Genomic DNA, 12,306 nt, shown 5'->3' with positions numbered 1-12,306 from the left:
GGCGAGCGATTTCGACGAACCATTTTGATTCAATGATTTGAAAAACAGGAGCATGCAATGAATGAAGACCGCATCCAAGGCAACTGGCTGAAATTCAAAGGCAAGGTCAAGGAAGCCTGGGGCAAATTGACGGACGACGATGTGGATGTGATTGCCGGTCGCCGCGATCAATTGGTCGGGAAAATTCAGGAACGCCAGGGTTTGGCCAAAGACGTGGCCGAACAGCAGGTGGCCGATTGGGAAAAGAAAAACGCCTACCACTGGTGACCTGAGCCGCGGGCCCGTCGAATGACCGGCGACCCGTCTCGGTTGCGGGGCGTTGCCAGAGGGTTCCCCCCAAAGGGTGGCTTGCATCACCCCGCGCGAGGGCGCTGCCAGTCAGCGCCCTCGCTGCGTTCATTCCAGCTTCAGGCCGGCGTCCTGCACGATTTTTTCCCACGCCTTGTAGTCCTTGGCCATGGTCTGGCTGAAGGCGGGCTGGCTCATGGTCAGGGGCTCGGCGCCTTGCTCCTGGATCGCCTTTTGGGTGTCGGGCAGGGCCAGCACCGCGTTCACCGCCTCGTGCATGGCTTTCACCGCCTGCGGATTGGCCTTGGCGGGCATGAACAGGCCATACCAGGTGCTGACGTCAAACCCAGCGTAGCCCGATTCGGCCACGGTGGGCACATCGGGCAGGCTCGACGAGCGCTTGGCCGAGGTCACGGCCAACGGCCGCAAGGCGCCGGCTTTGATCTGTCCGATGGCCGAGGGAATCGACGACACCACCAGGTCCACGTTGCCCGAGAGCGCGTCCATCAGCGCCGGGTTCGAGCCCTTGTAGGGCACGTGCCGGATCTGGATCTTGGCCGCCCGCTGGAACAGGTCGCCCGCGAGGTGGATGGTGGTGCCGCTGCCCGGCGAGCCATAGGTCACGGTGTCGGGCGCGGCCTTGGCCGCCGCGACCACGTCGGCCAGCGTCTTGTACTTGGACTTGGCCGAGGTGGCGATCAGCACCGGCGCATAGGCCACGTGCGAGACGGCCACCAGGTCGCGCGTGGGGTTCCAGCTCAGGCCTTTGTACAGCCACGGGCCCACGGCCAGGTTGTCCTTTTGGCCCATCACCATCTCGTAGCCGTCGGGCTTGGCGCGCACCGCCTCGGTGATGCCCAGCGTGCCACCCGCGCCGCCTCGGTTGTCGGGCACGATGCTCCACTTGTAGGTCTCTGTCAGCTTCTGCGCCACGATGCGGGCCAGCACGTCGGTGCCGCCGCCGGGCGGGAAGGGCACGATCATGCGAATGGGGCGGCTGGGGTACGCATCGGCGGCCAGGGCCAGCGGGGTGGTCAGGCCACCCAGGGTGGTGGCCAAGGCCATGGCGGTGAGGTGACGGCGGTTCAGGGTCTGCATGGGGTGATGTCTGTAATGGGAGTATGCGGCGGCTGCCGTTTATTCATCAACGGCATTGTGTGCATACTGCCAATGATGAAGCCCCGCATGCACAGGCGTGCAGCGGGGCTGGGCGGGGCAGGGCCGCGGCGCGACGCCGTTGCCCGCGTGGCTGCAGAGTTACATCCGCTCGAAAATTGCCGCAATGCCCTGGCCGCCACCGATGCACATGGTCACCAGCGCGTAGCGGCCGCCGGTGCGGTGCAACTCGTGGATGGCCTTGACGGTGATGATGGTGCCGGTGGCGCCGATCGGGTGGCCCAGCGAGATGCCCGAGCCATTGGGGTTGACCTTGGCCGGGTCGGCGCCCAGGCCCTTGGTGACGGCGCAGGCTTGGGCGGCAAAGGCTTCGTTGGCTTCGATGACGTCGATCTGGTCGAGCTTGAGGCCGGTCTTGGCCAGCACGGCCTGGGTGGCGGGCACCGGGCCGATGCCCATGAGCTTGGGCTCGACCCCGGCGTGGGCGTAGCCGACGAGGCGGGCCAGGGGCTTGGCGCCGCGCGCGCTGGCCGTGGCGGCTTCCATCAGCACCACGGCGGCGGCGGCGTCGTTGATGCCCGAGGCGTTGGCGGCGGTGACGGTGCCGTCTTCCTTCACGAACACCGGCTTCATCTTCTGGAAGTCTTCGAGCTTGGCGCCGCTGCGGAAGTGCTCGTCCTTGTCGAACACCACGTCGCCTTTGCGGCCCTTGATGGTGACGGGCACGATCTGGCCCTTGAAGCGGTCTTCGGCCCAGGCGGCTTCAGCGCGCTGGTGGCTGGTGAGGGCCAGCTGGTCCTGGTCGTCGCGGCTGATGCCGAATTCCTTGGCCACGTTCTCGGCGGTGACGCCCATGTGGATCTTGTGGAAGGGGTCGTGCAGCGCGCCGGTCATCATGTCGACCATCTGCGTGTCGCCCATGCGGGCGCCCCAGCGCGTGTTCAGGCTGGCGTAGGGCGCGCGGCTCATGTTTTCGGCACCGGCGCCGATGGCGATGTCGTAGTCGCCCAGCAGGATGCCCTGGCTGGCGCTGACGATGGCCTGCAGGCCCGAGCCGCACAGCCGGTTCACGTTCATGGCCGGCGTTTCCTTGGGACAGCCGCCATTGATCGTGGCCACGCGGCTCAGGTACATGTCCTTGGGTTCGGTGTTCACCACGTGGCCGAACACCACGTGGCCCACGTCCTTGCCTTCGACCTGGGCGCGGGCCAGCGATTCCTTGACGACCAAGGCGCCCAGCTCGGTCGGGGACACGTCCTTCAGGCTGCCGCCAAAGGTACCAATGGCCGTGCGAACGGCGCTGACGACGACGACTTCTTTGCTCATGCGGGATGCTCCTGTGGGGTCTGGGTGGCTGGGCGGGCCAGCGGTTGAACCGATCAAGTATGCCACCGCAGGGCGCGCCGAGCCGGTGGGCTGGCCCATGCCTGGCACCTCGGCGGGGACGCCTGCTTGCGGGTTTGCATGCTCGCGCCTGCACCCCGGAATCGGCTTCAATGCAGGCATGCGTGGTGGCGTGTGAATCGTCATGTGACTGTCATTCATCTGTCACACGAACGGCATACATTGCTGGCGTTCACACCCGCAGAGGGAACGAGGTATGTCCGTGACAGAAGACGAAATGATGCTGCGCCTGCGGCACGAATTGATCGACGCCTACGACGAAGAGCTCGAGATGGAGGTCGAGGACCGCACCGAAGACGAGCTTGCCGGTCTGGCCATCGAGAGCGAGGCGTATCGGGAGCAGCGCCGCCAGTACTTCCGCGAGCTGTTTCGCCTGCAGGGCGAGCTGGTCAAGCTGCAGGACTGGGTGGTCAGCTCGGGCCACAAGATGGTCATCGTGTTCGAAGGGCGCGATGCGGCCGGCAAGGGCGGGGTCATCAAGCGCATCACGCAGCGGCTGAACCCGCGCGTGGTGCGGGTGGCGGCGCTGCCGGCGCCCAACAGCCGCGAACGCACGCAGTGGTACTTCCAGCGCTATGCCTCGCACCTGCCGGCGGCTGGCGAGATGGTGCTGTTCGACCGCAGCTGGTACAACCGCGCCGGGGTCGAGCGCGTGATGGGCTTTTGCACTGACGACGAGTACGAGGAGTTCTTCCGCTCGGTGCCTGAGTTCGAGCGCATGCTGGTGCGCTCGGGCATCCAGGTGATCAAGTACTGGTTCTCCATCTCGGACGAGCAGCAGCACCTGCGGTTCCTCAGCCGCATCCACGACCCGCTCAAGCAGTGGAAGCTCAGCCCCATGGACCTGGAGTCGCGCCGCCAATGGGAGGCCTACACCCAGACCAAGGAGGTCATGCTGGAGCGCACGCACATCCCCGAAGCGCCCTGGTGGGTGGTACCGGCGGACGACAAAAAGCGTGCCCGCCTGAACTGCATCTCGCACCTGCTCGATCAGGTGCACTACCAGGACGTGCCGCGTCCCGAGGTGGTGCTGCCCGCGCGCGTGCGCCACGAGGACTACGTGCGCCACGAGGTGCCCAGCAGCATGATCGTGCCGCAGCGCTTCTGAGCAACACGCGAAGCGGACGCCGCGGCGCCGTGGCCGCACGCGTGGCGGTCTGGTGCTCAAGGTGAACAGGGTATGGGCCCATTGCCGTTGTTGATTGAACGGTAATGGGCCCATACTCATGGAAGATGCAATCTGCCATCGGGTGCGTGCCCTGGCCGGACCCGGCGACGTCGGCAGCCGCACGGGCGCCAACCGGCTCGCCCTGCGGCTCGTCTCGTCTCAGGTCATGCCGGCGCGTCGCGCACGTCGGCCAGCGGCGCATCGCCGAAGTCCGGCCGCGCCAGGTGGGCGAGCACGGCTTCGGCCGCCGCCTCGGGCGTGTTCAGCTGGCCGCCCTCGTGCAGCTGGGCGTAGCGGCCCACATCGGGAAAACGGCCGGCATCGGGGCTGCGCATCTGCACCTGCATGTCGGTGTCGATCACGCCGGGCGCGAGCGAGCACAGCCGCGCCGGGTTGGGCTGGCCCGCCTCCTCCAGCGCCACGGCCTGCGTGAACAGGTCCATGCCGGCCTTGGCCGCGCAATAGGGCGCCTGCGATGCCTGCGGGCGCCGGCCCAGGCCGGACGAGATGTTGAGCACCTTGCGCGGCACGGCCCAGTGCCGCGTGCCGCTCAAAAAGGCCGCCGTCAGCAGCATGGGCGCCTCCAGCCCCACGCGCAGCGCGTTGGCCAGATCGGCCGCGCTCGCGTCGCGCAGCGGGGCAATGCGGGCCAGCACCCCGGCGTTGTTGATCAGCGTGACCGAGGCGAAACGGTCGGCCGGCTGCAGCGCCAGCCAGTTGGTCAGCCGCAGCGAGGCGGTCTGGCTGTCCGCCAGGTCCTGCTGCCACTGCACCAGCTGCGCGCCCTGGGCTTGCGCCGCGCGCGCCAGGCCCGCGTGCGTGCCGCGCGAAATGCAGATCAGCGAATGCCCGGGCCGCAGCAGCTGCTCGGCCATGGCCAGGCCCAGCCCGCGCGAGGCGCCGGTGAGGATGTACAAATGATTGGAGAGACCCATGATGGGGGGATGCTAGCCCAGCGGGCCAAGCCACCGCAGGCCGCGGGAATGCGTGGGCGGTGGCGTCGGGCCGGGATGGCGAGGCGCAGCGCTGCACAGCGCGGCGGCCCGAGCACGGCGTGGTGCTGGCCGGGCGGCCCCTTGCCTGCCCCTCGGCCCCTTGCCGTTGGCGGCTCAGACCTGCCGCCGCGCCCGTGCGCGCTTGACCGGCTGGCCGGATCGCATCCACTGGCGCGCGCAGCGCAAGGCCGCGGTGCGGTGCCGTTGTTCAAGCCGCTCCTGGTGCGTCAGCGCGCACGACGGCGCTTGAGCAACCCACCCCCTCAAAACGGCACCGCGGTGTGCAGGTCCAGCACCTGCCCGCTGACCGGGTGGGGCAGCACCAGGCGGCAGGCGTGCAGCAGCAGGCGCGGTGCGGCGTGGGCCACGGCCAGCGGGGCGTACAGGCGATCGCCGACGATGGGATGGCCCAGCGCCTGCAGGTGCACACGCAGCTGGTGCGTGCGGCCGGTGTGAGGCACCAGCGCCACGCGCGTCACCGGCAGGCCGGCTTGCCTTGGTGCCGTGGCGAGCGCGGGCCAGCGCGTGTGGCCCAGCACGCGCCAGTGCGTTTCGCTGGGTTTGCCGTGTTCGACGTCGACTTTGCTGCGGGGGCGGTTGGGCCAGTCGATGCACAGCGGCAGGCGGATGGTGGACCAGCCGTCCTCGGGTGCCTGCGGCGGCGCCGGATCGGCGTGGCGATCTGGCGCTGACCCTGGCCCGGCGGACGGGGCGTCCTCGGCCGATGGCAGGGAAGACGAGGACGATGACACGTCCGCGGCAGGCGTGGGCATGCATCCCGGGCTGTCGTCAGCGCTGGCGACCAGGTGGCCGGCCACCAGGGCTTCGTAGCGCTTGTGCACGCGGCGCTCGGCAAACGCCTGGCTCAGCGTGCGCTGCGCGGCCTCGTGCCGGGCCAGCACCACCAGGCCCGATGTGGCCATGTCCAGGCGGTGCACCACGCGCAGGCCGGGGTGCGCCTCGGCCAGCAGCTGGACCAGGCAATGGGCTTTGTCGGGCCCACGGCCGGGCACGGTGAGCAGCCCCGCGGGTTTGTTGGCCACGAGCAGGTGGTCGTCCGCGTAAACGATGGCGACGTCGGCCAGGCCCAGGTCGTTGCGGGGCTGGTCGTCCAGCGGGGCCGTGTCGCTCATGCGCGGCGCGCCGTCCAGGATTGACGTGTCCGAGGGTGTGACTCATTCATCGGGGTATGCATGCATGCTCGTTCAAGAATAATCGGTGATGGGTTCATACTGCCTGATTTCAATCAGGCTTGAGCAACCCCCGGTGGCCGAGTGGCTCGCAGCGCAGGTACTGCGCGGGGGCATGCAGGCTGGCACCCAGCTCGGCGGCGGCGTGCCAGGGCCAGCGCGGGTTGTAGAGCATGGCCCGGGCCAGGCCGATGGCGTCGGCCTCGCCGCGCACCAGGATGTCCTCGGCGTGGCTCGGCTCGGTGATCAGGCCCACGGTGATGACCGGCATGGGTGTGGCGGCCGGCGCGGCTGCATCGGCCAGCGCGCGCTTGAGCTCGCCGGCAAATGGCACCTGGTAGCCGGGGCCGATCTGCAGCTGCTGGCGCACGTCGGCGCCGCCCGACGAGACGTGCAGGAAGTCGCAACCGCGGGCCTGCAGGGCGGTGGCCAGGGCGACGCTTTGCGTCAGGTCCCAGCCGCCGTTCACCCAGTCGGTGGCCGAGATGCGCATGCCCACGGCGATGTCGGGCGCGGCCGCGCGCACGGCGTCGAACACGCGCAGCGCCAGGCGCATGCGGCCTGCCAGCGAGCCGCCCCAGGCGTCGGTGCGTTGGTTGGCCAGCGGTGTGAGGAACTGGTGCAGCAGGTAGCCGTGGGCGCCGTGCACCTCGATGGCATCGAAGCCCAGGCGTACGCTGCGGCGGGCGGCGGCGGCAAAGTCGTCGACGACGGCGTCGATCTCGGCCTCGCTGAGGGCGTGCGGCGCGGGGTCTGCGGCCCGAAAGGGCAGGGCGCTCGGGGCCACGGTCTGCCAGCCATGCGGATCATGGGGCGGGATGAGCTGGCCCTGCGCCACCCAGGGCTTCTCGGTCGAGGCCTTGCGGCCGGCGTGCGCCAGCTGGATGGCCATGGCCGTGTGCGGTGCCACGCCGCGCGCAAAGCGCAGCGCACCGGCGATGGCGTCCTCGCAGCCGTCGTCCCACAGGCCCAGGTCGGCCCAGCTGATGCGGGCAGCGGGCGACACGGCCGTGGCCTCGACGATGAAGAGGCCGGGGTTGGCCAGGCTCATGTTGGCCCAGTGCTGCCAGTGCCAGGCGGTGGCGCGGCCATCGTCGGCCGAGTATTGGCACATGGGGGCGACGACGATGCGGTTGGGCAAGGTCAGCGGGCCGAGGGCGATCGGGGAAAACAGGTGGGACATGGGCGGAAAGTGCGTGGCAGTTGCGAAGGTCGCCCGCAAGGGGCTGTGGTTGCGGCTACATCTGGTGGCACGTGGGCCTGAGCATGGCGGGATGGGCAGTGATCGCCGGGGCAGGCCTGGCAGGCCGATGGAGGACGACAGGTGTGACGGGTGTGGCCGATGAGACGGGGGAGTATGCGACGCCGCGGTCGCCGCTTGCCGGCGCGCCGCAAAGCCACGCCGGAGCTTGGGGTTTCAGGCGGTTGGCGATCAAGGCGTTGGCAGCGGGCGCATCGGGGTTGTGAGGCTCCGAGGCTGAAAACCCAGCCCGCCGGCTGCACCCAGCCGGCGGCTGAAGTCGCGAGCTCACGCGCTGGCGTTGATGTGCCGCGGGCATCACGACGGCCACACGCGCATGGGCATCGGGCGTGTGCCGGCGGCGCTCAGCTTTCTTCGCTGACGTGCAAGAAGGCCCCTTGTGCGGTGAAGCGGACCGCGAGGATCTGGTCGGCGATGCCTTGCAGGCCCAGGCCAATCACGTCGTCCAGGCAGAGGCCCGCGCACGACAGCGACACCGCATTCAGGCGCAGGGCCTGGACGAAGTCGTCGGTGGCGACGGCCGCGCCCTGGCCCGACGGCGCCAGCGTCTGAACGAAGGACCCATCCAGGTCGGGGCGTTGCCGCGGCGCTTCGTCCACATGGAAGTCGATGTCATCGCGGTTCGCGTCCAGGTGCGCACGCAGGTGCTGGCGCGCGGTGGCGTCGAGCTGCGGCAGCTGGTGCCGGTGCGCGGCGAGCTGATCCAGCAGCGGCAGGTCCAGGGCGTGGTCGCCCGCCCGGAGGTGGACCGGCACCGCCTGCGCCGCCAGCTGCACCTGACCCGTCCACAGGGCATCGGCAAAGGCTGTGTGGCCGTTTTGGCGGGGTAGTTCGCCAAAGATGGGGTGCCTCAGGGTGTTCATGGTGGCGTCCGTTCACGCGCGTGCGGCAGCGTGTCGGTTGTGCGGGGCTGGACTGGGCAGCGTGGATCGATTTCCAAGGGGGCGCCTGGGTCCTGCCGGCCATTTTGGGTCAGGTGCTGCCTGGGGCGACATGGGTGTGGTCTGTACGCGCCTTGCAGCGCTGGTCGCTGGCGGCAGGCCGCCAACGCATGGCTTGGCGCTCAGTGCCCTGGTGCGGCCTTGCCGTGGGCTGCGAGCCTCCAGTTTGCGGGGCTGGCCTTGCCGAGCTGACGCGCGCGGCGGTGCCCGCCCGAGTCTGCCCCGTTCAGACCTCGTCGACGCGCCGCAGCAGCATGAACCGCCGCGCGCTGTAGAACGCATCGCTGGATGCCCAGTCCAGCTCGGCCAGGTGCTTGCCGGGCTCCCACAGGGCGTTGTCTTTCAGCGCCTCGATGCCCAGGCTGCCCTCGTGCTGCGAGACGAAGAAGCGGAACCAGTGCAGTGCCTGGTCCAGCGGCTCGTGCTCGATCCAGGCGCGCAGGTGGGCCTCGATGTCGCCGGGCAAGGGGGCGTTGTTGCGCAGCTGCCAGGGGCCGCTGAACACCTCGTAGGTCTGGCCTTTGACGGTCCAGCGCTCGGGCTCGGGCAGGGCTTCGCCGCGCAGGTTCCAGATGGCGGCCAGCATGGCGTGCAAGCCGCCCTCGGCAAAGCTGGCCAGGGCGTCGCGCAGGCCGGCTTCGCCCTCGCCCAGGCCGGCGAAGTTCTCGACGATTTCGCGCCGGTCGGCCATGCGCAGCACCACGCTCAGCACGCCGATGAGGGCGTGGCCGTTCGAGGCCGGCGTCCAGCGCGCACTGAGGCCAGGAGGCTGGCCATGCGGCAGCAGCCAGCCGTTGTAGTCCTCGACAGGCAGGCCATGGGCGGCCAGCAGCGCCGTGAGCGCGGCCTGCGCGGGGTTGGCGTCGGGCTGCGCCGGGGCTTCCGGTGGGGGGACGGGGTCGTTGGACATGCGGAATGCGGTGTCAGAAGGGGTATGGTGCCATCGCCGTTTCAAAGTCAACGGCAACAGCGGGATACTGCAGAAAAAGCAAAACCCGGCGAACCGGGTTTGCGTCCATGGGCGGGCGCGGCCCGCGCCTCAGCCGCCGATCAGACCTGATCGGCCGACAGGCCGGCGGTTTCGCTGAAGCCGCCGTCGACGTAGGTGATCTCGGCCGTCACACCGCTGGCCAGGTCGCTCAGCAGGAAGGCGGCGACGTTGCCCACGTCCTCGATGGTGACGTTGCGGCGCAGCGGGGCCGCATCGGCCACGCGCGAGAGCAGCTTGCCGAAGTCCTTGATGCCCGAGGCCGCCAGCGTCTTGATGGGACCGGCCGAGATGCCGTTGACGCGGATCGAGCGGCCGTCGGCGGTGCGGCCCACGGCTTCGGCCAGGTAACGCACCGAGGCTTCGAGGCTGGCCTTGGCCGCGCCCATGGTGTTGTAGTTGGGGATGGCCCGCAGTGCGCCGAGGTAAGACAGCGTCAGCAGCGCCGACTTGTCGTTGAGCAAGGGCAGCGCGGCCTTGGCCATGGCGGGGAAGGAGTAGGCGCTGATGTCCTGCGCGATGCGCCAGTTTTCCCGCGTCAGGCCGTCGAGGAAGTTGCCGGCGATGGCCTCGCGCGGCGCAAAGCCGATGGCGTGCACGAAGCCGTCGAACGTGCCCCAGGCCGCGCCCAGGCCGGCGAACATGGCGTCGATCTGGGCGTCGTCGCCCACGTCGCAGTCGAACACCAGCTGCGAGTCGAACTCGGCGGCGAATTCGGTGATGCGGTCCTTGAACCGCTCGCCCACGTAGCTGAACGCCAGCTCGGCGCCCTGGGCGCGGCAGGCCTTGGCAATGCCATAGGCGATGGACCGGTTGGACAGCACACCGGTGATCAACAGTTTTTTGCCGCTCAGGAATCCAGTGGGGTGTTGACTCATGCGAATAGGCTCCGTGGAAATATCTTGCAGAATTGTCGCATGCAGGTATTCGCTCGCCGCCCATCGCGTGACACGCGCCGCCCCCGCGCCTGGGGCCTACGCCGCCTGGGAGCGGGCCTGGCCCTGGCGGCCGTGCTGGCCCAGCCGGCCTGGGCTGCCCATGGGTATGCGCTGTGGGGCGACCTGAAGTACGCACCGGGGTTCGATCACTTCGCCTACGTCAACCCGCAGGCGCCCAAGGGCGGCGAGATCCGCCTGGTGAGCAACCTGCGCGTGTCCACCTTCGACAAGTTCAACCCGTTCACCATCAAAGGCAATGCGCCGGCTTACCTCAGCGCGCTGATGTTCGACACGCTGCTGGTCAGCTCGCTCGATGAGCCGGGCGCGGCCTATGGCTTGCTGGCCGAGGACGTGGTGGTGGCGCCCGACCGGCTTTCGGTCACCTTCCGGCTGCGGCCCGAAGCGCGCTTTCACGATGGCAGCCCGGTGACGGCGCAGGATGTCGTGCACAGCTACGAGACGCTGGTTGGCCCTTACACCTCACCCGCGTACAAAACGCTGTTGATCGACGTCGCAGGCGCACAGGCACTGGATGCGCGCACGGTGCGCTTTCGCTTCAAGGCCCCCAACCGCGAGTTGCCGCTGACCGTCGGTGCGCTGCCCGTGTTCAGCCGGCACTGGGGGGCGGGCAAGCCGTTCGACCAGGTGGTCATGGACACGCCGATTGGCTCCGGCCCCTACAAGATCGGTCCAGTGAAGTTCGGCCGCGACGTGACCTACGTGCGCGACCCCCGGTATTGGGCGCGCGACCTGAACGTGCGGCGCGGCACGGCCAACTTCGACCGCATCCTGGTCAAGATCTACAAGGACAGCACTGCGCGGCTGGAGGCGCTCAAGGCCGGCGAGTTCGACCTCATGGCCTTCTACTCGGCGGGCGACTGGGCGCGCCGTGTCAACGGTCCCAAGTTCCGGTCGGGCGAGCTGGTCAAGGGGGAGTTCCGCAACCAGAACCCCACGGGCTTTCAGAGCTATGTGCTCAACACGCGCAAGCCGCTGTTGCAGGACATGCGCGTGCGTCAGGCCCTGGGTCTGGCCATCGACTACCAGTGGATGAACCGGCAGCTGTTCTATGGCGCCTACCACCGCGTGGAAGGCATCTTTGGCAACACCGCCTGCCAGGCCAAAGGCGAACCCGACGCCGCCCAGCTGGCGTTGATGAACCCCTGGCGCGCCCAGATACCCCCCGCAGCGTTCGGCGAGGCCTATGTGGCGCCGCGAACCGATGGCAGCCCCTATGGCTTGCGCGAAAACCTGCGCCAGGCGCAGGCCTTGCTGGCAGAGGCCGGCTGGACGGTGCAGGGCGGGGTGCTGAAGAACGCCAAGGGCCAGCCCTTCGTGCTGGAGTACCTCGACAGCCAGGAAACCGGCATCCGCACGGTGTCACCGTGGCAGCGCAACCTGGAAAAACTGGGCATCACGCTGAACTACCGCGCGGTCGATTTCGCGCTGTACCAGCAGCGGTTGCAGAAGTTCGATTTCGACATCACCAGCATCGCTTACCAGGGCTCCATCAACCCGGGCCAGGAGTATGCGGACCTGTTCGGCAGTCAGGCGGCGGACGTGGTGGATTCGGGCAACCTGGCGGGGGTGAAGAACCCGGCGGTCGATGCACTCATCCAGATCATGGTGAGTGCAGACGAACAGCCGCGCTACCTGGCCGCCTGCCGTGCGCTGGACCGTGTCATCAGCCAGAGCCACTACCTGCTGCCGCAGTGGTACTCGGGGGTGGCGCGCATGGCTTACAACGACTGGCGGCTGGACAAGCCAGCCATCACCCCCAAGTACTTTCAGGGTGAGAGCTGGGCCGTCGACACCTGGTGGGCCAAGTGAGGCGCAGGGTGGTCGAGGTAGCTCCTGGTGTTGCATTCTGTGGTATGGGGTATGGTTGGGTGGTCGTTCGTTAAACTTTATGAATGGCCTGATACCCATGTTGAAGATGCCTTTGGCCAGCAGCTTGTCACATGCCGATGCCGAGGGGCTGCAGGTCAGCGGGTATCCTCGACCACGCTTTCACCCG

The 12,306-nt window shown here is 68.5% G+C and carries 11 protein-coding genes; 3 read left to right on the top strand and 8 right to left on the bottom strand.

What is annotated here, in order from left to right:
• Positions 1–57 precede the first annotated feature (57 nt).
• Positions 58–267 (top strand): CsbD family protein, encoded by a 210-nt coding sequence (locus tag CCO03_RS12330; protein ID WP_087281462.1) that lies wholly within the window; start codon positions 58–60, stop codon positions 265–267.
• Between the two features lie 129 nt (positions 268–396).
• On the opposite strand, the gene CCO03_RS12325 is transcribed toward CCO03_RS12330, so the two are convergent.
• Positions 397–1,386: a Bug family tripartite tricarboxylate transporter substrate binding protein gene (locus CCO03_RS12325; protein WP_087281460.1), complete on the bottom strand. Its 990-nt coding sequence runs from the start codon at positions 1,384–1,386 to the stop codon at positions 397–399.
• Between the two features lie 159 nt (positions 1,387–1,545).
• Positions 1,546–2,730 carry a beta-ketothiolase BktB gene (gene bktB, locus CCO03_RS12320; protein ID WP_087281458.1) on the bottom strand — a complete coding sequence of 395 codons (1,185 nt, stop codon included), beginning with the start codon at positions 2,728–2,730 and terminating at the stop codon, positions 1,546–1,548.
• 274 nt (positions 2,731–3,004) lie between these two features.
• Between bktB and ppk2 the strand changes: the two genes are divergently transcribed.
• Positions 3,005–3,916, top strand: coding sequence for a polyphosphate kinase 2 (ppk2, locus tag CCO03_RS12315; RefSeq protein ID WP_418236021.1), 912 nt, complete (start codon positions 3,005–3,007; stop codon positions 3,914–3,916).
• Between the two features lie 224 nt (positions 3,917–4,140).
• Here the strand turns inward: ppk2 and CCO03_RS12310 are convergent, their stop codons facing one another.
• The 6 genes from CCO03_RS12310 to fabI all read right to left on the bottom strand — a co-directional run bounded on the left by CCO03_RS12310 (position 4,141) and on the right by fabI (position 10,229).
• Entirely contained in the window at positions 4,141–4,911 is a 771-nt protein-coding gene (locus CCO03_RS12310; protein ID WP_087281456.1) for an SDR family NAD(P)-dependent oxidoreductase, read from the bottom strand.
• A 323-nt stretch (positions 4,912–5,234) separates the two neighbouring features.
• Entirely contained in the window at positions 5,235–6,104 is an 870-nt protein-coding gene (locus tag CCO03_RS12305) for an RluA family pseudouridine synthase (RefSeq protein WP_087281454.1), read from the bottom strand.
• 109 nt (positions 6,105–6,213) lie between these two features.
• Positions 6,214–7,344 carry an NADH:flavin oxidoreductase/NADH oxidase gene (locus tag CCO03_RS12300; RefSeq protein WP_087281452.1) on the bottom strand — a complete coding sequence of 377 codons (1,131 nt, stop codon included), beginning with the start codon at positions 7,342–7,344 and terminating at the stop codon, positions 6,214–6,216.
• Between the two features lie 422 nt (positions 7,345–7,766).
• Complete coding sequence (locus CCO03_RS12295; RefSeq protein ID WP_087281450.1) at positions 7,767–8,285, bottom strand: hypothetical protein; 519 nt, start codon at positions 8,283–8,285, stop codon at positions 7,767–7,769.
• A gap of 304 nt (positions 8,286–8,589) precedes the next feature.
• On the bottom strand, positions 8,590–9,273 hold the full coding sequence (locus CCO03_RS12290; RefSeq protein WP_087281448.1) for a DUF6348 family protein: 684 nt from the start codon (positions 9,271–9,273) through the stop codon (positions 8,590–8,592).
• A 140-nt stretch (positions 9,274–9,413) separates the two neighbouring features.
• Complete coding sequence (gene fabI, locus CCO03_RS12285; RefSeq protein WP_087281446.1) at positions 9,414–10,229, bottom strand: enoyl-ACP reductase FabI; 816 nt, start codon at positions 10,227–10,229, stop codon at positions 9,414–9,416.
• Positions 10,230–10,268: 39 nt separating this feature from the next.
• Here fabI and CCO03_RS12280 point away from each other — a divergent pair, with 39 nt between their 5' ends.
• Positions 10,269–12,119: an extracellular solute-binding protein gene (locus CCO03_RS12280; protein WP_087281444.1), complete on the top strand. Its 1,851-nt coding sequence runs from the start codon at positions 10,269–10,271 to the stop codon at positions 12,117–12,119.
• Positions 12,120–12,306 lie beyond the last annotated feature (187 nt).

The sequence above is a fragment of the Comamonas serinivorans genome (assembly GCF_002158865.1).
GTDB classification, from domain to species: Bacteria; Pseudomonadota; Gammaproteobacteria; order Burkholderiales; family Burkholderiaceae_C; genus Comamonas_E; species Comamonas_E serinivorans.
Note: the sequence above shows the minus strand (reverse complement) of the source record. Positions and strands in the feature narration are given on the sequence as shown.